Raw genomic sequence first — 23,568 nt, 5'->3', positions numbered from 1 at the left:
CTCTCGTGCGCAAGCTGCTGTGGACCGCGCTGGGGCTCGGCCTGGCGGTGATCTACTTCCCGCTGGTCGTGGTGCTGCTGAACTCGTTCAACGCGGACACGACGTTCGGCTTCCCGCCGACCCGGTTCACCGTGGAGTGGTGGAGCCGGGCCGCGTCCAACGAAGGGGCGCTGCACGCGCTGTGGACGAGCGTCGAGGCGGGCCTGGCGGCCACGGCGATCGCGCTGGTCCTCGGCACGATGGCGGCGTTCGCCCTGCAGCGCTACCGGTTCTTCGGCCGCAACCCCGTGTCGCTGCTGATCATCCTGCCGATCGCGCTGCCGGGGATCGTCACGGGCATCGCGCTGAACAACGCGTTCCGGACGATCCTCGGCATCGACCTCGGCCTGCTGACGGCGATCATCGCCCACGCGACCTTCTGCATCGTCGTGGTGTTCAACAACGTCGTCGCGCGGCTGCGCCGGATGGGCGGCAGCCTCGAGGAGGCGTCGATGGACCTGGGCGCGACGGGCTTCACGACGTTCCGGCTGGTGACGTTCCCGATGCTGCGCTCGGCGCTGCTGGCCGGCGGGCTGCTGGCGTTCGCGCTGTCGTTCGACGAGATCATCGTGACGACGTTCACCCTGGGCACGGGCATGGAGACGCTGCCTATCTGGATCTACGACAACCTGTTCCGGCCGAACCAGGCGCCGATCGTGAACGTGGTGGCGGCCGTGCTGATCGTCGTGTCGACGGTCCCGGTGTACCTGGCGCAACGGCTTTCGGGCGACACGGCTTCGGGTGGCCGGCTCTAGTGGACCGACCGGATGGTGCCGCCGTCCACGCGGATCGTCGCGCCGCTGACGTAGGCCGCCGCCGGGCTCACCAGGTAGCCGACGGCGGCCGCGACCTCCTCGGGACGGCCGAGGCGGCCGACGTCGTTGGGCACCAGGTCGCGGGCCGCGGCCGCTTCGATCTCCGCCCACTCCGTGCCCCAGCCGCGCTGCGGGGCAATTGACGTCAGCAGCTCTCGCACCGAGTCCACCAGGATCGCGCCGGGGGAGACCACGTTCGACGTCACGCCGGTGCCCGCCAGATCCCGGGCCAGGGACACCGCGAGGTTGTGCCGGGCGGCCAGTGTCGCCGTGTAGTGCGGCTGCATGGCCAGGGGCTGGCTCGCCAGCCCGCCGCCGATCTGGACGACCCGGCCCCAGCCGCGCTCGCGCATGCCCGGCACGAACCGGTGGACCATCCGGACCGCCGAGACGACGTTGGCCTCGTACATCGCGGTCCAGTCCGCCGGCGTCGCGTCGGTCCACCCGAGGTGGTCGTACGCGCCGGCGTTGTTGACCAGGACGTCAACGTCCCCGGCCGCTTCGGCGACCGCGTCCGCTCCCGCGTCGGTCGACAAATCGCCCAGGGCGACCCCGGCCGCGGCGATCGAGGCCGCCACCTTTTCCGTCCGGGCCGCGTCCCGGCCGTGGACGACCACGGCCGCGCCTTCCGCGGCCAGCAGGCGCGCGATCGCCTCGCCGAGCCCGGCGCTGGAGCCGGTGACCAGAGCGCGTTTACCAGCGATTCCGAGATCCATCGAGCGCCTTCCCAAGAGGTATACGCCTGTAGACTTAGCGAAAGTCTACACTCGTATACATGAGACCCCGCAACGCCGCCGCGACCCGGGAAGCGATCCTGGCGTCCGCGCTCGAAGCGTTCACCCGGGCCGGCTACGACGGCGTCGGCGTGCGCGAGATCGCCGAAGCCGCCGGCGTCACGGCGATGCTCGTCAACCGCTACTTCGGCTCGAAGGAAGGGCTCTTCGCCGAGGTCGTCGAGGCGGCGATGACCGAGCGGACCGTGCTCACCGGCGACCCGGGAACCCTCGCCGCCGACCTCGCGGCCTCGCTCGTGCGCCGGACCGCCCCGGACGCCGGGCGGCTCGACCCGTTCCTGCTCGTGCTGCGCTCGGCGGCCAACCCGCGGGCGGCGGAGATCCTGCGCGCCGGCATCGAGCGGCACGTCGAGAAGCACCTGACCGATCTGCTCCCGGAGCGGGAGCAGCCGGGCGCCGCGCTGGCCCTGTCGGTGATCGCCGGGTTCTGGCTGATGCGCACGCTCATCGGCAGCACCGAGCTGAGCCGGGCCGGCGAAGACGTGCTGCGGCGCAAGCTCGAGCAGGTGTTCGCCGTGCTACTCGCGGAATGAATCCGTCGCCGCGCGCAACGCGGCCAGCACACCCGGGTCCGTCACCGCGTGCCCGGCGCCTTCGAGCAGCCTGAGCTCGGAACCGGGCCACGCCCGGTGCAGCTCGTACGCCGTGACCGGCGGGCAGACCGTGTCGTAGCGGCCCTGCACGATCACCCCCGGAATGCCGGCGAGCTTGCCCGCGTCGCGGATCAGCTGCCCGTCCTCGAGCCAGGCGCCCCGGGTGAAGTAGTGGACGGCGAGCCGGGCGAACGGCAGCGCGAACGCCGGGGCGGCGTACTGGCGGACGAACGACTCCTGCGGCACCACCGAGACCGTCGCCCCTTCCCAGGTGCTCCACGCGACCGCCGCGCGGTGGCGGACCTCCGCGGCCGGGTCGTCGAGCAACCCGGCGTACCCGGCGAGCGGGTCGTCGCGCAGGGCCGCCGGGAGCGGGGCGAGGAACGCCTCCCACTCGCGCGGGAAGAGGTGGGCCGCGCCGCCGCGGTAGATCCAGTCGAGCTCGCTCTGCCGGACGGTGAACACGCCCCGGAGGATGATTTCGCTGACCCGCGAAGGGTGCGTCTCGGCGTACGCGAGGGCCAGCGTCGCGCCCCAGGAGCCGCCGAAGAGCTGCCAACGCTCGATTTCGAGCCGCTCGCGCAGCAGTTCCAGGTCGGCGACCAGGTGCCAGAGCGTGTTGGCACCGAGGTCGTCCGCGCCCGGTGTCGACGCGCCGGACCCGCGCTGGTCGAACTGCACGATCCGGTACGCGGCCGGGTCGAAGTGCCGCCGTGACATCGGGGCGATCCCGCTGCCGGGACCGCCGTGCAGGACCACCACCGGCTTCCCGGCCGGGTTCCCCGCCTCCTGGCAGCGGATCCGGTGGCCGTCGCCGACGTCCAGGAACCCTTCGGCGCGCGGTCCGATCGGCGGGTAGAGCTCGTCCATGCCGCCACTGTGACATTCCGGGGCTGCGCCCCGGGCCGGGGGCTCCGCCACCCGGAACCCCCGAAAGACGGCTGTGATATTCCGGAGCTTCGCTCCGGGCCGAGGGCTCCGCCACCCGGAACCCCCGAAAGACGGCTGTGACATTCCGGGGCTGCGCCCCGGGCCGAGGGCTCCGCGAAACGGAACCTGTGCCGCAGGGCCCTGGCCGCCGCCCCGGTGCCTCGCCGCCGGGTGCCGGGGCGACGGCCAAGAAAGGTGGGGACCCGCCCCCGCCGCCGGGCTGAGCGGGTCCCCGGTCCGTGCCGCGTCAGCGGTGGGTGACTGCTTCCGCGAGTTCCGAGGGGACGGCGAGTCCGGTGCCGTCGGGGTGGGCACGACGGCCGGTGATCCGCACACGCATTCCCGTCCTCCTCGTCGAGGTTCGATGCTTCGTCGTGGCGGCGACGGGCTAAACGCTAAGCCACGAGTCGAACACCAGTCAAGAACATGATTGATGTTCATACATGTGAACACCAGCTGTGGGGACGCTGAGCCCGCGCGTCCCCCTTGCCCGGTGCTAACGAACGGGCCGGTACTTTCCGTGTCGGGATTCAGGAAAAAAGGGGTACGGAATGTCCGCGGTTACCTACGTCGAGGCGATTGTCGTCGGCGCCTTGCAAGGGGTGTCGGAATTGTTTCCGGTGTCCAGTCTCGGCCACAGCATCCTGTTGCCCGCCTGGCTCGGCGGCTCGTGGCAGCGGGACCTGAGCATCGGGAAGGATTCGCCGTACCTGGCGGTGCTCGTGGCGATGCACGTCGCCACCGCGCTCGCGCTGGTCCTGTTCTTCCGCAAGGACTGGGTGCGGATCATCGGCGGGCTGTGGACGTCGATCCGCCGTCGCGAGGTCCGCACCCCCGACCAGCGGCTCGCGTGGCTGCTGGTGCTCGCCACCATCCCGGTCGGCCTGGCCGGCCTGCTCTTCGAAAGCCTGCTGCGCGACTTCCTCGGCAAGCCGGTGCCCGCGGCGATCTTCCTCGCGCTGAACGGCGGCGTGCTCTACGCCGCCGAGAAGTTCTCCCGGCCGGGCAAGGCCGCGGCGGATGCGGACACAGTGGACTTTTCGGCCGAAGAAACCCTGGTGATGCGGGCGGTCACCGTCGAGGAAGCCACCGACGTCCGGCTGGCGAAGCTGCGGGTCGGCGAGGCGGTGCTGATCGGCGCCGCGCAGATCCTCGCGCTGCTGCCGGGCATCAGCCGCTCGGGCATCACGATGGTCGCCGGCCTGCGCCGCGGGCTGGGCCACGAAGACGCGGCGCGGTTCGCGTTCCTGCTCGCCACGCCGGTGATCCTGGCCGCGGGCGTGCTGAAGATGCCGACGCTGTTCGCCCCCGAGAACCACGCTTCGCTCGGTCCGGCGCTCGTCGGCAGCGTCATCGCCGGGGTCGCTTCGTACATTTCTGTCCGGTTCCTCACCGGATACTTCGAAACGCGTACTCTGACCCCGTTCGCCATTTACTGCGTGGTCGCCGGAATCGGCAGCCTGATCTTCTTCGCGGTCTGACGTGCCACTGACGTTCGACGCTCCGGCGGTCATCGGCGTGCTCGCCCTCGGCACGCTCTACGTCCGCGCGGCCCACGGCCGCCGCTGGCCGCCGGGGCGGACGACGGCGTTCCTCCTCGGGCTCGCGACGATCCTCGTCGTCACCTGCTCCCCGCTGGCGGTCTACGACACGACGTTCTTCTGGGTCCGGGCCGTCCAGACCGTCACGCTGCTGATGATCACGCCGCTGCTGCTCGCACTGGGCGCGCCGGTCCGGCTGCTCCTGGACGCCTTCCCGCGCGCGGCCTGGCTGCGGCGGCACGGCCGCGGCCCGCTCGCCCGCGCGCTGACGTTCCCGCCGGTCGTCACGGCCGTCCTGGTCGCGCCGGTGCTGGTGCTGTACCTGACGCCGCTCTACGACCTCACGCTGCGCTCGCCGTTCGTCGACGGCCTGGTGCGGCTGGTGCTGGTGCTGGCCGGGTTCACGTACTTCTGGACGCGCCTCGGCCTCGATCCGACGCCGCGGGAGGACCCGCACCTGGTGTCGATCTGGATCGCGCTCACCGAGGTCATCTTCGACGGCGCACTGGGCCTGGTGCTGTGGCTCGGCCCGCTGCTGGCCCCGGCGCACTACGCGGCCGCCCACCCGGGCCGGGGCCCGGACCCGCGCACCGACCAGATCATCGGCGCGGGCGTGCTGTGGATCGGCGGCGACGTCGCGGGCCTGCCGTTCGTGGTGGCGCTGCTGGTCCGGTGGGCCCGCGACGACGCCCGGCGCGCGAAGCAGATCGACGCCCACCTGGACGAAGAGGAAACCGCCGGGCCGTCCGCGCTCTGGTGGGAATCCGACCCGACCCTCGCGGAACGGTTCAAGCACCGATGACCCCGACCCCCAAGCGCCCCAATGTGGCCTTCGGTGCGTCTGACGCAACCAAGGCCGCCTTGGGGCGCTCGGGCTCAGTCGTGGAAGGCGTGCTCCGGAGCCGGGAACTCCCCGCGCCGGACGTCCTCGGCGAACTCCGCCGCCGCGTTCTGCAGCACCGTCGCCACGTCGGCGTAGCGCTTGACGAACCGCGGCGCCTTGCCGCGCCGCAGGCCGGCCATGTCCTGCCAGACGAGCACCTGCGCGTCGCAGTCCGGGCCCGCGCCGATGCCGACCGTCGGGATCGCCAATTCCGCCGTGACGCGCTTGGCGGCTTCGGCGGGCACCATCTCCATCACCACCGCGAACGCCCCGGCCTCCTGCAGCGCCAGCGCGTCGGCGAGCAGCACGTCCGCCGCTTCGCCGCGCCCCTGCACCCGGTAGCCGCCGAGGTTGTGCTCACTCTGCGGGGTGAACCCGATGTGGCCCATCACCGGCACGCCGGCCGAGGTCAGCGCTTCGACGTGCGCGGCGAACCGGCGGCCGCCTTCGAGCTTGACGGCGTGCGCGCGACCCTCTTTCATGAAGCGCACCGAGGTTTCCAGCGCCTGCTGCGGCGAGAGCTGGTAGGAGCCGAACGGCAGGTCCGCGACCACGAGGGCCCGCTTGACCGACCGGGTGACCGCCCGGACCAGCGGCAGCAGCTCGTCCACCGTGACCGGCAGCGAGGTGTCGTACCCGAAGACGTTGTTGGCCGCGGAGTCGCCGACGAGCAGCACGGGGATCCCGGCCTCGTCGAAGAGCGCGGCGGTGTACATGTCGTAGGCGGTGAGCATGGGCCACGGTTCACCGCGTTCCTTGAGCTCACGCAGGTGGTGGACGCGGACCTTCCGGCCCGGCGGGCGCGCCGCGGGAGCGGCGGATCCGGTGCCGTACGGGGCGGGTTCTTCGGCGCTGGCGGACATCGTCGTCGACCGTCCTTCCCTCGAGGCCTCGGCGAGGTCCCCGGGTCGTGGAGCAGGGGTGTCTCACAGGGTGACACGCCCCCGTACCGGCCCCAACCGCCTGCGACCAGCTTCACACCCCCGAGGACCACGGGCGGTCAGACTTCAGGTTGATGCCGGGGGACAACCGATCCGGGTTCACTCACGTCAAGAAGAGGGCATGACCACCGAACGGCCGCGAAAGGCGACGAAACCACCCATGGGAAACCTCGCGAGCCCGCGCCGCCGCCTGCCCGCCTGGAAGGCGAAGTCGGGCGGCATCGTCGCGACCGTGGTCCAGCTGGCCGCCGTCTTCTCGGTGGTCCTGCTGTTCACGAACGGCCCGCACGGCCGCGTCCTCAACGGCATCGACATGGCGTTCTCGGCCCTCAGCGTGCCGACCAGCGCGAGCCTGGTCATGGTCCTGCTGCTGGTGGTCCTCGGCGGGGCGCTGCGCCGCCGGAAGGCAGCGGCGCTGTACACGCTCGTGCTCTTCCAGGTCGGCGGCCTGGTCCTCACCCTGGCCCTCCAGGCGACGCTGCTGTGGTCACCCGAACTGCTGACGCTGGGCCCGAAGCAGGTCCGGCACATCCCGGCCCAGCTGTGGGTGCTGACCCTGGCCGACCTCGCATCGATCGCGCTGATCGTGTTCCTGCTCGCGCTGCGCCCGGCCTTCCCGGCCCGGCTCGCGCCGAGCGCCTGGCGCGACGGCCTGACCATGCTGTTCGGCGGGATCGCCGTGGTCATCCTGGTCGGCTGGGGGCTCGCGGAAGCGTTCCCCGGGCACCTCGGCGACACGTGGGAGCGCTTCGCCTGGGTCGTCAACCACGCGACCGGTGAGAACCTGCAGCTGCGCCGGATCGGCGTCGGCGAGGGACCGGCGTGGCTGGACGCCTTCCTGGACCTCAGCGCGACGGCGGTCGCCACCGCGGCGCTGTACCTGCTCTTCCGCGGCGTGCGCAGCCGCGGCCTGCGCACGGACGACGAAGAGCTCCGCCTGCGCCAGCTGCTCGCCGAGCACGGGGAGGACGACTCCCTCGGCTACTTCGCCACCCGGCGCGACAAGAGCGTCGTCTTCGCCCCGAGCGGCCGCGCGGCCGTGACCTACCGCGTCCTCGGCGGCACCAGCGTCGCCAGCGCCGACCCGGTCGGCGACCCGGAGGCGTGGCCGGACGCCGTCCGCGCGTGGCTCGACGAGACGCGGCGGTACGGCTGGACCCCGGGCGTGCTCGGCGCGAGCGAACGCGGCGCGAAGGCGTACACCGGCGCGGGCCTGCGCGCCCTGGAAATCGGTGACGAAGCGGTGCTCGACGTCCGCGAGTTCACCCTGGCCGGGCCCGAGCGGCGCTCGGTGCGCCAGGCCGTCAAGCGCATCGAGCGCGCGGGCTACACCTCCCGCGTCCGCCGCCACGGCGAGATCCCCGAAGCCGAGATGACCGAGCTGCTCGCGCGGGCGCAGGCCTGGCGCGGCGCCGAGACCGAACGCGGGTTCTCGATGGCGCTGGGCCGCCTCGGCGACCCCAGCGACGGCCGCAGCGTCATGGTCGAGGCCTACGACGCCCACGGCGAGCTGCGCGGGCTGCTGTCGTTCGTCCCGTGGGGCCGCCGCGGCCTTTCGCTGGACCTCATGCGCCGCGACCGCGACGCCGAAAACGGCCTCAACGAGTACATGATCGCCGAGACCGTCGCGGCCGCCCAGCACCTCGGCGCGCAGCGGATCTCGCTCAACTTCGCGATGTTCCGCGCGGTGTTCTCCGAGGGCGAGCGGATCGGCGCGGGCCCGGTGCTGCGGGCCTGGCGCGGGATCCTGAGCGTGTTCTCGCGGTTCTTCCAGCTGGAGTCGCTGTACCGGTCCAACGCCAAGTACGGGCCGGACTGGGAACCGCGGTTCCTCTGCTACTCCTCGGCCCGGCGGCTGCCGCGGGTCGGCATCGTCGCGGGCGCGCTCGAAGGGTTCGTCCCGACCGGACGGGCGCGGTCGCTGCGGCTGGAGACGGTCAGCGAGGACTTCGTCGCGCGCGTCAAGGAGATCGAGGAGTCGGCGGCGGCACCGGCGCCGAAGGCCGTGCGGCGCCCCGAACAGGTCCGCGTCCGCATCGCCAAGCTCGACAAGCTGCGCGAGGCCGGCATCGACCCGTACCCGGTCGGGTTCCGCCGCGACGACCACATCGGCGACGTCGTGAAGAAGTTCGGCGACCTGGCCCCGGACACCGCGACCGGGCACCGGGTCCGGATCGCCGGGCGCGTGCTGAACCTGCGCGTCCTCGGCGGCCTGTGCTTCGCCCGCGTCAAGGACTTCAGCGGCGAGATCCAGCTGATGCTCGAGGCGGGCGAGCTCGACCTGAAACGCTGGCGGACCGGGGTCGACCTCGGCGACCACGTCGGCGTCAGCGGCCAGGTCGTGACGTCGAAGCGGGGCGAGCTCTCGGTGCTCGTCGACGAGTGGACGGTCACCGCGAAGTGCCTGCACCCGTTGCCGGACAAGCGGAAGGGCCTCACCGACCCGGAGACGCGGGTCCGGCAGCGCTACCTCGACCTGGCGGTCAACCCGGACTCGACGAACATGCTGCGGCTGCGGTCCACCGTGGTCCGCGCGGTGCGCGACCGGCTGCACCACGCCGACTACCTCGAGGTCGAGACGCCGATGCTGCAGACGGTCCACGGCGGCGCGAACGCCCGGCCGTTCGTCACCCACATCAACGCCTACGACATGCGGATGTACCTGCGGATCGCGCCCGAGCTCTACCTGAAGCGGCTGTGCGTGGCCGGCGTCGAGCGCGTCTTCGAGCTCAACCGCAACTTCCGCAACGAAGGCGTCGACGCGACGCACAACCCCGAGTTCACGATGCTCGAGGCGTACCAGGCGTACGCGGACTACGACACGATGCGGACGCTGACCCGCGAGCTCGTCCAGCACGCGGCCGAAGCGGCGTACGGCGCCCAGGTCGTGCGCCGGCCCGACGCCGGCGGCAAGCTCGTCGAGCACGACATCTCCGGCGACTGGCCGGTCGTGACGGTGCACGACGCCGTCTCGGCGGCCTTCGGCGAGCAGATCGACTCCGGGACGCCGGTGGCCGGCCTGCGCCGCCTGTGCGCCGCCGCGGGGGTGCCGGTGGGGGAGGACCCGAGCCACGGCGACCTCGTGCTCAAGGCGTTCGAGCACCTCGTCGAGGGCGCGACCGTGCTGCCGACCTTCTACACCGACTACCCGACCGACGTCTCGCCGCTGACCCGTCAGCACCGCGCTGACCCGCGGCTGGCCGAGCGCTGGGACCTGATCGCGTTCGGGTCCGAGGTCGGCACGGCCTACACGGAGCTGACGGACCCGATCGAGCAGCGGCGGCGGCTGGAGGCGCAGTCCCTGCGGGCGGCCAGCGGCGACGTCGAGGCGATGGAACTGGACGAGGACTTCCTGCTCGCCCTGGAGCACGGCATGCCCCCGACCGGCGGCCTCGGCCTGGGCGTCGACCGGCTGCTGATGATGCTCACCGGTGCGTCCATCCGCCAGACGGTCCTCTTCCCGTTCGTCCGGCCGCAGGCCTAACGTCCCCACGCGGCGGCGGCCCGGAACTGTCGGTGGTGGGTGGCACGATCACCGCAGTGTCCCCGAGCGGAAGGATCGACATGGCGGGAAACGTGCGTCCGGTGGCCGACGAGCGTGACGGGCTGCTCAGCTACCTCGAGCAGCAGCGGTACGTCCTCAAGCTGGCGGCCTACGGGCTGACCGACGAGCAGGCGAGAACGGCTCCGACGAAGAGCGCGCTGTCGGTGGGCGGGCTGGTCAAGCACGTCGCGAGCACCGAGCACGGCTGGATGGACACGGTGCTGCAGGTGCCGCAGAAGCCGTTCGCGGAAGGCGTGGCCGACTACGAAGCCGCCCACCGCATGGGCCCGGACGAAACGCTCGAAGGCCTGCTGGCCCGCTACGACGAGGTGGCGGCCCGCACGGCGGAGGTCATCGCGGGCATCGACGACCTCGGCCAGGCGGTCCCGGTGCCGAAGGGCGTGCCGTGGTTCCCGGAGGACGTCGAGGCCTGGTCGGTCCGCTGGGTCCTGCTGCACCTGATCCAGGAAACGGCCCGCCACGCGGGCCACGCGGACATCATCCGCGAGCACATCGACGGCGCCACGGCCTTCCCCCTGATGGCCGCGGCCGAGGGCTGGCCGGAGTCCCCCTGGCTCAAGCCCTGGACCCCCAACCCCCAACCAGCCTGACCCGGCTCGGCTCGCGCCCCCGCGAGCCGACCCTCCAGGTACGCGACCCGACCGCCCAGGTACGCGACCCGACCGCCCAGGTACGCAACCCGACCCTCCAGGCACGCGAGCCGCCCCCGCAATCACGGGTGATGCCCCCTGAATCACGCGTGATGCCTCTCCAGTCACGCGTAATGCCCGGCCAGTCACGTGTGATGCCCCTCCAGACACACCGCGGGGACCGGCGCGCCGCTTCCTGCGCCAGACCGACCCTCGGGCCGTCAGAACAGCGTCGGCTCGTCCGCCAGCGCACCCTCGATCACGAGCATCCGGCGTTTCGTCCCGACGCCGCCGTGCGCCGAAAACCCGCCGTCCTTGCCGCCCGCCGCCAGGACCCGGTGGCACGGCACGATGATCGGGAACGGGTTGTGCCCCATCGCCTGCCCGACGGCCTGCGCCGACCCCGGCTGCCCGAGCCGGTGCGCGATGTCGCCGTACGTCAGCGTCTTGCCCGGCGGGATCGCCCGCGCGACCTCGTACGCGCGCCGGTGGAACTCCGGCACGCCCGCCATCTCCAGCGGCACCGACGCCAGGTCACGGCGCTCACCGCCCAGCAACGCCACGATCCCGGCCACGGCTTCCCCGACCACCGGAGGCGGCGGCCCTTCGACGGCGTCCGGGAACCGCCGGAGCAGCCACGCCCGGGTCCGCGCCGCACTCCCTTCGGGCAGCGACGTCCCGAGCACGACGTCGCCGCGCCACGCCAGCCCGCAGAACCCGATCGCCGTGTCGAACACCGTGAACCCGACAGTCATTGCGCCACGATACGACCGGGGTACGACAAGATGGGCCCGTGCTCGATCACCTCGTCTACGCCGGCCCGGACCTCGCCGAGGCCGTCGCCCGCGTCACCGCGCTCACCGGCGTCACGCCCGTGCCCGGCGGCCGCCACGTCGGCCTCGGCACCGCCAACCACCTCGCCGACCTGGGGGCCGGCATGTACCTGGAGGTCGTCGGCCCGGACCCCGCCCAGCCGGCCCCGGCACACCGGCGCCCGTTCGGCATCGACGACCTGGCCGGGCCCGCGCTCGTCGCCTGGGCGGTCCGCACGACGGACATCGACGCGACGATCGCCCGGGCCCGCGCCCGCGGGTTCGACCCGGGCGACGCCGTCGAGATGTCCCGCGAAACCGCCGAAGGCGAACTCCTGCGCTGGCGCCTGACGCCGCCGAGTGCCCCGGGCAGCCTGCGCCCGTTCCTCATCGACTGGGGCACCACGCCGCACCCGACCACGCGCGACCTGCCGTCCCTGCCGCTGCTGATGGTCACCGGCACCCACCCGGACCCGGCTTCGGTCACCACCGCCACCGACGCGCTCGGCCTGGAATTCCTCGTCCGCCGCGCCGGCACGGCGAGCCTGACGGCGGCCCTGCGGACGCCGGAAGGCCGCCAGGTCGCGTTGAGCTAGGCCTTGCCCTCGCGCCACAGGTTGGTCATCGGCAGCCGCCGGTCGCGGCCGAACGCCTTGAACGTGATCTTCGTGCCCGGCGGGTACTGGCGCCGCTTGTACTCGGCCTTGTCGACCATCCGCACCACGCGGTCGATGGTCTCCGGGTCGAAGCCCGCGGCCACCAGGTCGGCGTACCCGCGGTCGCCCTCGACGTAGTCGTCGAGGATGTCGTCGAGCAGTTCGTAGTCCGGCAGCGAATCCGTGTCCACCTGGCCCGGCCGCAGCTCCGCCGACGGCGGCTTGGTGATCGAGTTCTCCGGGATCGGCGGGGTTTCGCCGTTCTTCACGGCTTCGGCGTTGCGCCAGCGGGCCAGCTGCCACACGTGCGTCTTGAAGACGTCCTTGATCGGCGCGAACGCCCCGACGGCGTCGCCGTAGATCGTCGAATACCCGACGGCGAGCTCGGTCTTGTTGCCGGTGGCCAGCACCAGGTGACCGTCCAGGTTGGACAGTGCCATCAGGAGCATCCCGCGCGTGCGCGCCTGGATGTTCTCTTCGGCCAGCCCGGTCAGCGAAAGCTGGTCGACGTACACGCGCACCATGTCCTCGACCGGCTCGACCCGGTAGTGCGCGCCGATCCGCCGCGCCAGGTCGGCGGCGTCGTCCTTCGAGTGCCCCGACGAGTACTTCGACGGCATCGAGACGCCGTAGACGTTCCCGCCGCCCAGCGCGTCCGCCGCCAGCGCCGCGCAGACCGCCGAGTCGATGCCGCCGGAGAACCCGAAGGTGACCGACGAGAACCCGTTCTTGTGCACGTAGTCCCGCAGCCCGACGACGAGGGCGTGCCACACCTCGGCTTCGTCCGACAGCGGTTCGCTGATCACCGGCTCGGCCGTCGGCTCGTACGCCGGCAGCGGCTCTTCGCTCAGCACGCGGCGCCGGACGGCCAGGCCCTCGTAGGAGCCGTCGCCGGCGTACTCGGTCTTCGGCAGGTCCATGTCGAGCACGAGCAGGTGCTCGACGAACTGCGGCGCCCGCGCCAGCAGCGTGCCGTCCGAGCCGACGACGAGCGAGTCGCCGTCGAACACGAGGTCGTCCTGGCCGCCGATCTGGTTGGTGTAGACCAGCGGCGCGCCGGCTTCGGCGGCGCGGCGGGCGATGAGCGGCAGCCGCTGCTCGTCCTTCGACCGCTCGTACGGCGACGCGTTCGGCGCCACGACGAGGTCGACGCGGGCGCGGCCCAGCGCCGAGATCGGCCCGCCGTCCTGCCAGATGTCCTCGCAGATGACCATGCCGATGTCGAGCCCGTGGAACCGGACGACCTCGAGCGAGGTGCCGGACTTGTACCAGCGGTGCTCGTCGAAGACGCCGTAGTTGGGCAGGTGGTGCTTGAACTGCCGCGCGACGACCTCGCCGCGGTACAGCGCGGCGGCGGCGTCACGCGGGCCGACGTCGTCGAGGTCGAGGTAGCCGATGTAGGTGAGCAGCTCACCGCAGCCGGCCTCGTCGAGGCGGCGCGCCAGCGACTCGACGCCTTGGCGCGAGGCGGCGGCGAAGGTCTTGCGGAACGACAGGTCCTCGATGGGGTACCCGGTCAGCGACATCTCGGGGAAGACGACGACGTGCGCGCCGGCTTCGGCGGCCCGCCGGGCCCACTCGACGTGCAGATCGGCGTTGCCGTCGAGGTCGCCGACGGTGGGGTTGACCTGGGCGAGCGCGATGCGCAGTTGCGGCATGCCGCCATTCTGGCTCACCGTCACCCGGAAGGCCGAGCGAATGTGGGCGAAATCGAAAGGCCCCCGCCCGGCGAACCGGACGGGGGCCTTTCGAAACCAGGAGCTACTTCCGCTTGATCATGCTCCGGACCTTCTTGATGGTCTGCTCGAAGTCCGAATCGAACGGGTTGTCGTGCACGAGGTACGTCCACGTCGTGTTCGCCCGCCGGACGCCCGCGTCGCCGAGGTCGATGCCCTCGTCGGTCAGCTCCGCCTCTTCGAGCGTCTTCGCCGCCCGCGCATCGGCCTCGCCGATGATCTTGTGGAACTCCGGGATCGCCGCGCGGTGGAACTCGTCCAGCGGCGTCTCCCGGGCCAGCGCGCGCAGGTGGATGCTCTCGCGGACGTCGGTCAGGTACGCCAGGTGGTCCGACCACAGCTGGTCGACGTGGAACAGGAGCACCTCGCGGCACATCTGCTCCAGCTTGGCCTGGTCGTCGAGCTTCTCCTTCAGCTCGCCGAACTTCTCCGGGTGCGCCTTCTCCAGCTGCTCCGCCGCGTACGCGGTGCGAAGCACCTTGTCGCGGTGCACCAGCAGGTCACGCCGCTGCCGCTCGATGAGCCGCGTGTAGCGCCAGGTGTTGCGGTGGATCTCCAGGTCCACGCCCTCGGCGACGCGCTGGGCGTGGTTGATCTGCCGCAGCGCCGCCGGGTCGGTGATCTCGCCGGTCTCCTCGTCGGGGACGATCCCGTCGGGCACGTCCGGCGCGTTCGAGAGCACCAGTTCGTCGTTCAGGCTCGCGAAGAAGATCGCGCTGCCCGGGTCGCCCTGGCGGCCGGAGCGGCCGCGCAGCTGGCCGTCGAGCCGGCTCGACGGGTACCGCGCGGTGCCGATGACGTGCAGCCCGCCCAGCTCGACGACCTCTTCGCGGCTCGCGCCGTCGGTGCCGCCCAGCCGGATGTCGGTACCGCGGCCCGCCATCTGCGTGGACACGGTGACCGCGCCCTTCTTGCCCGCCTCGGCGATGATGGCGGCCTCTTCGGCGTCGTTGCGCGCGTTGAGCACGACGCACTCGAGGTCGACCTTCGCGAGCTTCTCGGCCAGCTCTTCGGACTCGGCGACGTCCTGGGTGCCGACGAGGATCGGCCGCCCGGTCTCGTGCACCGTGCGGATCTCCTCCTCGATCGCCCGCAGCTTCTGCGACGGCGAAGCGAAGATCCGGTCCTCGAGGTCCTCGCGGATGTTCGGGGTGTTCGGCGGGATGACCGCGACCTCGAGCTCGTAGAACTCCCGCAGCTGCTCGGCGACGGCGACCGCGGTACCGGTCATGCCTGCGACCTCCGGGTACCGCGCCAGCAGCGCCTGGACGGTGATCGAGTCGAGGATTTCGCCGCGGTCGGTCGCGGTGACCTGCTCCTTCGCCTCGACGGCGGCCTGGAGGCCGTCCGGCCAGCGCTGCAGCTCGGCGACGCGGCCGCGGGCGGCGTTGATGAGCTGGACCTTGCCGTCGCGGACCAGGTAGTCGACGTCGCGGGTGAGCAGCGCGTGGGCGTGCAGGGCGACGTTCACCGCGGCGAGGCGGTCGGAGGCCTGCTCGTTGAACAGGTCGTCGACCTCGATGCCGAGCGACTTCGCGACGACGGAGGAGCCGGCGTCGGTCAGCCAGGCGTTGCGGCCTTCGCTGTCGGTCTCGTAGTGCAGGTTGAGCCGCAGCCGCCGGACGATCTTGGCGACCTCTTCGTCGGCGTCGCTGCGGTCGATCGAACCGGCCATCACCAGCGGGACGCGGGCCTCGTCGACCAGCACCGAGTCCGCCTCGTCGACGATCGCCACCTCGGGGGCGGGCTGCACGAGGTCGTCGACCGAGGTCACCAGCCGGTCGCGCAGCACGTCGAAGCCGATCTCGGCGACGGCGCCGTAGGTGACGTCCTTCGCGTAGGACTCCCGGCGCTCCTCCCGCGAGTGCGACGGCTCGACCCAGCCGACCGACACGCCGAGCAGCGCGTACACCGGGCCCATCCACTCGGCGTCGCGGCGGGCGAGGTAGTCGTTGACCGTGACGACGTGAACGCGCTTTCCGCGCAGGGCGTACCCGGCCGCGGCCAGCGCACCCGCGAGGGTCTTGCCCTCACCGGTCTCCATCTGGACGACGTGCTTGGTCAGCAGGCCCATCGTGCCCAGCACCTGCACGTCGAACGCCCGCTCGCCGAGCGCGCGCTTGGCGGCCTCGCGGCCCAGCGCGCCGATCTCGACCAGGTGGTCGTCGCCGAACGCCGTGTCCTTCAGCGTCTCGCGGAGCTTGCCCGCCCGCTCGGTCAACTCCTGGTCGGAGAGCTTCTCGAGCTCGGGTTCGAGCTTCTCGACCGCGGGCAGCAGTGCTTCGTAGCGGGTCAGCTCGACGCTGCCCGGCCGCTGGATGATCCGGCGGAGCTTCTTGCCCACCCGGCTGATCAGTGCTGCCACCCCTGGTCTCCCGTTCTCTCTCGCTCGACCGGCCTCCACCACCCAACGCGACGGTGGTGCGTTCGAGTTCCGCGGCCGGATGGGACGATCCAACCGTGTTCCCACATCCCAGCGCCAGGCCCCGACGTATCCCACCTCGCCGGATCACCGCGATCGCGACGTCCGTGCTGCTCGCGGCCTCGCTGGCCGCGTGCACGTCCACCGGAAAGACCGAACCGCCCGCGCCGACGACCGAATCGCACCCGCCGTCCGGGCCGGTGCCCGCCGGGCTGGAGCGGTTCTACGGCCAGAGCCTGACCTGGGCCGACTGCGCACCTTACGCGACGTCGGAAGACTCCCGGTCGGCGTTCCAGGCGAAGGACGTCCAGTGCGCGCGCCTGACCGTGCCGCTCGACTACGCCGAACCGGCCGGGGACACGATCACGCTGGGCCTGCTCCGGCGCAAGGCGACCGGTGACCGGATCGGCTCGCTGGTGGTCAACCCGGGCGGCCCCGGCGCGTCGGGCATGGTCGCCGCCGCGGGGCTGATCAAGCCGGTGACCAGCACCGGCCTCGGCAAACGCTTCGACCTGGTCGGTTTCGACCCGCGGGGGATCGGGGCCAGCCAGCCCGCCATCCACTGCCTGAGCGACGCCGAGCGCGACGCCGACCGCGCCGACGACAGCGAGACCGACGGCTCGCCGGCGGGCGTGCTGAGGCAGGAGTCGCAGGAAAAGGACTTCGCCGCCAGGTGCGCCCAGCGCACCCAGGACGGCACCGAAATGCTGGCCAACGTCGGCACCCGCGACGTCGTGAAGGACCTGGACGTCCTCCGCTCGGTCCTCGGCGACGAAAAGCTCACCTATTTGGGCTACTCCTACGGCACCCGGATCGGGTCGGCGTACGCGGAAGCGTTCCCGAAGAACGTCCGCGCGCTGGTCCTCGACGGCGCGGTCGACCCGGAGCAGGACGCGGTCGAGTCCCTCGTCGCGCAGGGCCAGGGCTTCGGGACGGCGTTCACGCAGTTCGCGAAGTGGTGCGCGGCCCAGCAGGACTGCGCGCTCGGCCCGGACGCCGGCGCCGCGGTCAAGGCGTTCCAGGACCTCGTCCGGCCACTGATCGACTTCCCGGTGCCGGTCGGCGACGGCCGCAAGCTCTCCTACGAGGACGCGACCACCGGCGTGATCCAGGCGCTCTACCAGGAAAGCCTCTGGGACACCCTCAACTCCGGCCTCAACGAGCTGAAGCAGCAGCGCGGCGCGACGCTGGAGAAGCTCGCCGACATCTACAACGAGCGCGACTCCGACGGCAGGTACGGCACCACGCAGGACGCCTTCACGGCGATCCGCTGCGTCGACGACCCGCGCGTCACGGACCCGGCCGTCATCCTCAAGGCGCAGGAGCAGTACGTGCGGGTGGCGCCGTTCCTGGACGACGGCCGCCCGGCTTCGGCGGCGCGGGACGCCTGCGCGTTCTGGCCGGTGCCGAACACCTCCGAACCGCACGTGCCGAACGTCGAAGGCCTCGCCAAGACGCTGGTCATCTCGACGACCAACGACCCGGCGACGCCGTACCAGGCCGGCGTCAACCTCGCGAAGGGCCTGAAGGGCGCCCTGCTGACCTTCGAAGGCACCCAGCACACGGTCTTCCTGCAGGGCGTGAAGTGCGTGGACGAGGCGGGCACGGACTACCTGGTCGACGGCACGCTGCCGCCCGACGGCAAGCGGTGCTCGGGCCAGTAGTTAAAACTGCTGCTTGGTCAGCGACAGCTCGATCATCACCGGGCTGAGGTGGTTGCCGGCCGGCGGGACCTGCGCCCACAGGCGCACGAAGCGCCGTGGCCCGCCGTCGTCGGAGACCCAGATCTTGACGGTGAGGTCGGCGGCGGCCGGCGCGAGGACGCTGTACGCCACCGCGGCGGGCACGCGCCCGGCGACGCGCAGCGCGGGCGCGCCATCGACGTTCTCGCGGCCTTCGGTCTCGGCGTCGGTCACCCCATCGAGCAGCCGCTTCAGCCCGCCGTGCGGACCGAGGAACCTGCTGACCGTGTACGCGTCGGGCAGGGGACCGGCCTCGGTGCCGGTGTCGACGTGCGCACCGTTGACGATGAAGCCGAACTCGGTGTGGCCGCCGGTGGTGCTGTCGTCCTGGACGTCGGCCGTGCCGGTCGCGGACTCGCCGTCGTCGAGGGTCGCGTCGCCCTCGATCTGCCGGAGCGGCAAGCCCGGCAGGACGCCGTTGACGCCCGCCGCGAAGTGGACGCCCCGCACGGCCGCGAACGACGTCGCGGCCTCGCGGACCAGGTCGGCGCCCGCCGGGAACGGCCCTCGCGTGTCGGGTGAGCCGGTGCAGCCGGCCGTCAGCATGACCACGAGCAAGAGGGCGAGGCGACGCATCCCCGAAGCCTACTGTTGGCCCGATCCTTTCGGATGATGTCCTTCCGGCCACTGTCGCCGTCACGCGCGCGCGGAGAAACTGCCTGGGTGACCGTTGAGACCCGTCCCGCTCCCAAGCTGCACCGCGCGTGGCTGATCGCCGGTGCCGCCTTCGTCGCGCTGCTCGCCTCCGCCGGCTTCCGCGCCGCTCCCGGCGTCCTGATCGACCCGCTGCACGAAGAGTTCGGCTGGTCCCGCACCACCATCAGCTCGGCCGTCTCGGTGAACCTCGTGCTCTTCGGCCTCTTCGCGCCCTTCGCGGCCGCGTTGATGGAGCGCTTCGGCATCCGGCGCGTGTCCGCGGCGGCGTTGACCGTCATCGCCGCCGGTGCCGGCGGCACGGTGTTCATGACGGCGAGCTGGCAGCTCGTGCTGTGCTGGGGCGTGCTGGTCGGGCTGGGCACCGGCTCGATGGCCATGGGCTTCGCCGCGATGGTCGCGACGCGGTGGTTCGTCCGCAGCCGCGGCGTCGTCACCGGCGTCCTGACCGCGGCGGGCGCCACCGGCCAGCTGATCTTCCTGCCGCTCATCGCGAACCTGGCGGTGACCTCGGGGTGGCGGACGGCGTCGCTGGTGATCGCGATCGCCGCGCTCGCCGTCGTGCCGGTGGTCCTGCTGGTGATCCGCGACCACCCCGCCGACGTCGGCACCACGGCCTACGGCGCACCCGCCGCGGCCGAGGTCGGCCGCCCGGCGCCGCGGACCGGCTCGGTCCGCCGCGCCCTGTCGGTGCTGCGCCAAGCCGCCCGCACGCGCACGTTCTGGCTGCTCGCCGTCGGCTTCGCGATCTGCGGCGCGACGACCAACGGCCTGGTCGGCACCCACTTCGTCCCGGCCGCGCACGACCACGGCATGCCGCAGACGACCGCGGCGAGCCTGCTGGCCCTGGTCGGCGTCTTCGACGTCGTCGGCACGATCTTCTCCGGCTGGCTCACCGACCGCGTCGACCCGCGGGTGCTGCTCGGCGTCTACTACGCGTTGCGCGGGCTCTCGCTGGCCCTGCTGCCGCAGCTGTTCACCGGCTCCGTGCAGCCGAGCATGTGGGCGTTCATCCTGTTCTACGGCCTCGACTGGGTGGCCACGGTCCCGCCGACCGTCGCGCTCTGCGTCCGCGCCTTCGGCGACGCCGGCCCGATCGTGTTCGGCTGGGTGTTCGCCTGCCACCAGCTCGGGGCCGCGTTCGCCGCGTCGGCCGCCGGCCTGGTCCGCGACCAGCTCGGGAACTACACCCTGGCCTGGTACTCCGCGGCGGCCCTGGCCGTCATCGCGTCGGCCGCTTCGCTGGCCATCACGCGCGCGAAGAAACCCGTCGCGGTACTCGCGACGTGACTTCGGTTGCCACGGCGCGTCGTGAAACATGCCGTTAACACGCTGTGGTTAGGGTGCGGCCATGGATCGCCAGCAGGAATTCGTGCTCCGCACGCTCGAGGAGCGCGACATCCGTTTCGTCCGTCTCTGGTTCACCGATGTGCTGGGGTTCCTCAAGTCCGTCGCGGTCGCGCCGGCCGAGCTCGAAGGCGCGTTCAACGACGGGATCGGCTTCGACGGCTCGGCCATCGAGGGCTTCGCGCGCGTGTACGAATCGGACATGGTCGCCAAGCCCGACCCGTCGACCTTCCAGGTCCTGCCGTGGGAAACCCCCGAAGGCGGCCCGTACTCGGCCCGCATGTTCTGCGACATCGCGATGCCCGACGGCTCGCCGTCCTGGGCGGACCCGCGGCACGTCCTGCGCCGCCAGCTGTCGAAGGCCGCCGAAGCGGGCTTCACGTGCTACGTACACCCCGAAATCGAGTTCTTCCTGCTCTCGACCATGCCGGACGACGGCAGCGAACCGGAGCCGGCGGACAACGGCGGTTACTTCGACCAGGCCAGCCACGCCACGGCGACGCACTTCCGGCGCCACGCCATCGAGACCCTCGAGGCGATGGGCATCTCGGTCGAGTTCAGCCACCACGAAGGGGCACCGGGGCAGCAGGAGATCGACCTCCGTTACGCCGATGCGCTGACGATGGCCGACAACGTGATGACGTTCCGTTACGTCGTCAAGGAGGTCGCCCTGACCCAGGGGGTGCGCGCGACCTTCATGCCGAAGCCGTTCACCGACCAGCCCGGCTCCGGCATGCACACGCACGTCAGCCTGTTCGAAGGCGACCGCAACGCCTTCTACGACGCCGAAGACCCGCACGAGCTGTCGGACACCGGCAAGGCCTTCGTCGCCGGGGTGCTCCACCACGCGAAAGAGATCTCGGCGGTCACCAACCAGTGGGTGAACTCCTACAAACGCCTGATCAGCGGCAGTGAAGCGCCGACGACGGTCTCGTGGGGCCGGGCGAACCGCTCCGCGCTCGTCCGCGTCCCGATGTATTCACCCGGAAAGGCGTCATCCCGGCGGGTGGAAATCCGTACGCTGGACTCGGCGTGCAACCCGTACCTGGCGTACTCGGTCATCCTGGCCGCCGGGCTCAAGGGGATCGAGAAGGGCTACGAGCTGCCGCCACCCGCCGAGGACAACATCTGGCAGCTGAGCGACGCCGAGCGGCGCGCCGCGGGGTACGCCCAGCTACCGCAGAACCTGGGAGAAGCCCTGGCCGAGATGGAGAAGTCCGAACTGCTGCCGGAGGCGCTCGGCGAGCACGTCTACGACTTCTTCCTGCGGAACAAGCGCGTGGAGTGGGACAACTACCGCAGCGCGGTCACCCCGTACGAACTCCGAACGCTCCTCCCGGTGCTCTGATGGGGCGGCGGCCGGTGTTCCTCGCGATCCTGGCCGCCGCACTCGTGCTCGTCCCCGCGGCGCCCGCCGCATCGGCGTCTCCGCCGAGGTTCGACCTCGACTCCGCCGACATCCCGGCGCTGCAGGCGCGGATGGCGTCCGGCCGGCTCACCGCGGTCGGGCTGACCAGCACTTACCTCGACCGGATTCACCGGATCGACGGTAAGGTCAACGCGGTCCTGGCCGTGAACCCCGCCGCGCTTTCGCAGGCTTCGGCCAGTGACGCCCGCCGTCGCGCGCACCACCTCCGCGGCCCGCTCGACGGCATCCCGGTGCTGGTCAAGGACAACGTCGACACGCGCGACCAGTGGACGACGGCGGGGTCCCGCGCACTGCGCAGCTACCCGGCGAAGGACGCCACGCTGATCACCCGGTTGCGTGACGCCGGCGCGGTGATCCTCGGCAAGGCGAACCTCTCCGAATGGGCGAACTTCCGCGCCGCGAAACCGACGTCCGGCTGGTCGGGCGTCGGCGGGCAGACGAACAACCCGTACGTGCTGGACCACAACCCGTGTGGGTCGTCCGCGGGATCCGCGGCCGGCGTGGCGGCGTCACTGGCCCAGGTCGCGATCGGTTCGGAAACGGACGGCTCGATCGTGTGCCCCGCCGGGATGACCGCGACGGTCGGGCACAAACCCAGCCTCGGCCTGGTCAGCCGCACCGGCGTGGTGCCGATTTCGGCTGAGCAGGACACCGCGGGCCCGATCGCCCGCCACGTCGTCGACGCGGCACTGACGCTGTCGGTCCTGCAAGGTCGTGACCGGTCCGACCCGGCGACCCTGACCTATCCGCGCACCCAGCCGACGGACTACGCGAAGCTGCTTCGCCCGGGTGTCCTGCGCGGCGCCCGGATCGGCCTGTGGCGGCTGCCCGTCCTCGGCCCGGCGGCCGACGCCGATCATGACTTCGGCCCGGAATTCCCTGGTCAAGGCGGGGGCGACGGTCGTCGAAGTGACGTTGCCGTACCAGGCGCGGCTGGGCGAACTGGAGTTCCCGGCGCTGCTCACGGAGTTCCACCGCGACATCGACGCCTACCTCGCGACCCGCCCGACCGGCCCGCGGAACCTGGCCGACCTGATCGCCTACAACCGCGCGGACCCGCTGGAGCGGACGTGCTTCGCCGGGCAGGAGCTGTTCGAGCAGGCACTGGCCGCGCCGCCGCCGACGGACCCGGGTTACCTCGCCGGCCGGGCGGAGTTGTCGGACCTGGCCCGCCGGTCTTTGGACGAGACACTGGCTGCGTACCGCCTCGACGCGATCGCCTCGCCGACCAACCCGCCGGCGTGGAAGACGGACTGCGCGGTGGGCGACGACGACGTGATCCCGTCGTCGACGCCGGCCGCGGTCGCGGGGTACCCGGACGTCACGGTGCCCGCGGGGTTTGCCGGACCTCTCCCGGTGGGCATCTCGTTCATGGGCGCCCGGTGGTCCGACGCCCGGGTGCTGGCGCTCGCGGCCGACTTCGAGCGGGTGGCGCCGGCGCGGGTCCCGCCGCGGTACCTGCCGACGTTGCCGTCGTAGCCCTGCGTGAGCGTCCTGACCTGCGAAAATGGCGTTAAGTGACCCCCCTGTTCCGAGGCGGTTCCGGGGCATGTAATCTTCTCTTCGTCGCCAGGAACACCGGGTCACACCGGGGCCGCAAGCCCCGGAGGACCAGGCCGGGACGAGCGGGTTGACACCGCGGATCGGACCGGGTAATGTTCAGCGTCGGCCCACGAGCGGCCGCCGACTCCCTACGACTAAACCCGTAGGCTGAGGCATGCTCGACCAAAAGCTTGTGAATATCGCTTGGAACAACTGCCGAGGATTTGGCCGCCGATAAAGCGGTTGGATTCGGAGTGTGTTGCTTGAGAACTCAACAGTGTGCTAGTGAACTAAGCCAGTAGAGCTTATGTATTGAAACCTCGTATGAGGTTCCTTTGAGAGCATTAAATTGCCTCGATTGAATTCGAAGACATTGTTGGAGAGTTTGATCCTGGCTCAGGACGAACGCTGGCGGCGTGCTTAACACATGCAAGTCGAACGCTGATCCATTTCGGTGGTGATGAGTGGCGAACGGGTGAGTAACACGTGGGTAATCTG

Annotated in this window: 17 protein-coding genes, 1 rRNA gene and 1 pseudogene; 12 read left to right on the top strand and 7 right to left on the bottom strand. The window is 71.4% G+C overall.

Features of this window, described 5'->3' with window-relative positions:
• The first annotated feature begins 5 nt into the window (after positions 1-5).
• Complete coding sequence (locus ACLJPY_RS20495) at positions 6-794, top strand: ABC transporter permease (protein WP_410590624.1); 789 nt, start codon at positions 6-8, stop codon at positions 792-794.
• On the opposite strand, the gene ACLJPY_RS20490 is transcribed toward ACLJPY_RS20495, so the two are convergent.
• The gene (locus ACLJPY_RS20490; protein WP_410590622.1) at positions 791-1,570 is read right to left on the bottom strand and encodes an SDR family NAD(P)-dependent oxidoreductase; all 780 of its coding nucleotides are present in this window, start codon (positions 1,568-1,570) and stop codon (positions 791-793) included. The genes ACLJPY_RS20495 and ACLJPY_RS20490 overlap by 4 nt on opposite strands.
• A gap of 59 nt (positions 1,571-1,629) precedes the next feature.
• Here ACLJPY_RS20490 and ACLJPY_RS20485 point away from each other — a divergent pair, with 59 nt between their 5' ends.
• Positions 1,630-2,181, top strand: coding sequence for a TetR/AcrR family transcriptional regulator (locus ACLJPY_RS20485; RefSeq protein WP_410590621.1), 552 nt, complete (start codon positions 1,630-1,632; stop codon positions 2,179-2,181).
• On the opposite strand, the gene pip is transcribed toward ACLJPY_RS20485, so the two are convergent.
• Entirely contained in the window at positions 2,167-3,111 is a 945-nt protein-coding gene (pip, locus tag ACLJPY_RS20480; RefSeq protein WP_410590619.1) for a prolyl aminopeptidase, read from the bottom strand. The genes ACLJPY_RS20485 and pip overlap by 15 nt on opposite strands.
• A 611-nt stretch (positions 3,112-3,722) precedes the next feature.
• Between pip and ACLJPY_RS20475 the strand changes: the two genes are divergently transcribed.
• Positions 3,723-4,652: an undecaprenyl-diphosphate phosphatase gene (locus ACLJPY_RS20475; RefSeq protein ID WP_410590618.1), complete on the top strand. Its 930-nt coding sequence runs from the start codon at positions 3,723-3,725 to the stop codon at positions 4,650-4,652.
• A gap of 1 nt (position 4,653) precedes the next feature.
• Complete coding sequence (locus tag ACLJPY_RS20470) at positions 4,654-5,514, top strand: cytochrome c oxidase assembly protein (RefSeq protein ID WP_410590616.1); 861 nt, start codon at positions 4,654-4,656, stop codon at positions 5,512-5,514.
• 74 nt (positions 5,515-5,588) lie between these two features.
• Here the strand turns inward: ACLJPY_RS20470 and panB are convergent, their stop codons facing one another.
• Positions 5,589-6,458, bottom strand: coding sequence for a 3-methyl-2-oxobutanoate hydroxymethyltransferase (gene panB, locus ACLJPY_RS20465; protein ID WP_410590614.1), 870 nt, complete (start codon positions 6,456-6,458; stop codon positions 5,589-5,591).
• 238 nt (positions 6,459-6,696) lie between these two features.
• On the opposite strand from panB, the gene lysX reads away from it, so the two are divergent.
• On the top strand, positions 6,697-10,020 hold the full coding sequence (gene lysX / locus ACLJPY_RS20460) for a bifunctional lysylphosphatidylglycerol synthetase/lysine--tRNA ligase LysX (RefSeq protein ID WP_410591235.1): 3,324 nt from the start codon (positions 6,697-6,699) through the stop codon (positions 10,018-10,020).
• 80 nt (positions 10,021-10,100) lie between these two features.
• Positions 10,101-10,691 carry a DinB family protein gene (locus ACLJPY_RS20455; RefSeq protein WP_410590612.1) on the top strand — a complete coding sequence of 197 codons (591 nt, stop codon included), beginning with the start codon at positions 10,101-10,103 and terminating at the stop codon, positions 10,689-10,691.
• Between the two features lie 260 nt (positions 10,692-10,951).
• On the opposite strand, the gene ACLJPY_RS20450 is transcribed toward ACLJPY_RS20455, so the two are convergent.
• Entirely contained in the window at positions 10,952-11,485 is a 534-nt protein-coding gene (locus ACLJPY_RS20450) for a methylated-DNA--[protein]-cysteine S-methyltransferase (protein WP_410590610.1), read from the bottom strand.
• 38 nt (positions 11,486-11,523) lie between these two features.
• Here ACLJPY_RS20450 and ACLJPY_RS20445 point away from each other — a divergent pair, with 38 nt between their 5' ends.
• Positions 11,524-12,138 (top strand): VOC family protein, encoded by a 615-nt coding sequence (locus ACLJPY_RS20445; RefSeq protein WP_410590608.1) that lies wholly within the window; start codon positions 11,524-11,526, stop codon positions 12,136-12,138.
• Here ACLJPY_RS20445 and ACLJPY_RS20440 read toward each other — a convergent pair.
• Both ACLJPY_RS20440 and secA2 read right to left on the bottom strand, forming a co-directional pair.
• On the bottom strand, positions 12,135-13,856 hold the full coding sequence (locus ACLJPY_RS20440; protein ID WP_410590606.1) for an NAD+ synthase: 1,722 nt from the start codon (positions 13,854-13,856) through the stop codon (positions 12,135-12,137). The two genes, ACLJPY_RS20445 and ACLJPY_RS20440, sit on opposite strands and share 4 nt — an antisense overlap.
• Positions 13,857-13,959: 103 nt before the next feature.
• Positions 13,960-16,299, bottom strand: a complete 2,340-nt coding sequence (gene secA2, locus ACLJPY_RS20435; RefSeq protein ID WP_410590604.1) for an accessory Sec system translocase SecA2 — start codon at positions 16,297-16,299, stop codon at positions 13,960-13,962.
• Between the two features lie 164 nt (positions 16,300-16,463).
• On the opposite strand from secA2, the gene ACLJPY_RS20430 reads away from it, so the two are divergent.
• Positions 16,464-18,020, top strand: a complete 1,557-nt coding sequence (locus tag ACLJPY_RS20430) for an alpha/beta hydrolase (RefSeq protein WP_410590602.1) — start codon at positions 16,464-16,466, stop codon at positions 18,018-18,020.
• Here ACLJPY_RS20430 and ACLJPY_RS20425 read toward each other — a convergent pair whose 3' ends face one another.
• Entirely contained in the window at positions 18,021-18,674 is a 654-nt protein-coding gene (locus tag ACLJPY_RS20425; RefSeq protein WP_410590600.1) for an LppX_LprAFG lipoprotein, read from the bottom strand.
• 87 nt (positions 18,675-18,761) lie between these two features.
• Here ACLJPY_RS20425 and ACLJPY_RS20420 point away from each other — a divergent pair, with 87 nt between their 5' ends.
• From ACLJPY_RS20420 to ACLJPY_RS20405, 4 genes and pseudogenes are all read left to right on the top strand, one after another.
• Positions 18,762-20,042: an MFS transporter gene (locus tag ACLJPY_RS20420; RefSeq protein ID WP_410590598.1), complete on the top strand. Its 1,281-nt coding sequence runs from the start codon at positions 18,762-18,764 to the stop codon at positions 20,040-20,042.
• A 61-nt stretch (positions 20,043-20,103) separates the two neighbouring features.
• Positions 20,104-21,447 (top strand): type I glutamate--ammonia ligase, encoded by a 1,344-nt coding sequence (gene glnA / locus ACLJPY_RS20415; protein ID WP_410590597.1) that lies wholly within the window; start codon positions 20,104-20,106, stop codon positions 21,445-21,447.
• Positions 21,447-23,007: pseudogene (locus tag ACLJPY_RS20410) on the top strand (amidase). Before glnA ends, ACLJPY_RS20410 begins: the two are co-directional and overlap by 1 nt.
• 436 nt (positions 23,008-23,443) lie before the next feature.
• A 16S ribosomal RNA gene (locus ACLJPY_RS20405) occupies positions 23,444-23,568 on the top strand; the annotation flags it as partial.

It is taken from the genome of Amycolatopsis sp. lyj-23 (genome assembly GCF_046549135.1).
In the GTDB taxonomy this organism is placed as follows: Bacteria; Actinomycetota; Actinomycetes; order Mycobacteriales; family Pseudonocardiaceae; genus Amycolatopsis.
This window is presented reverse-complemented; position numbering and strand designations above follow the sequence as displayed.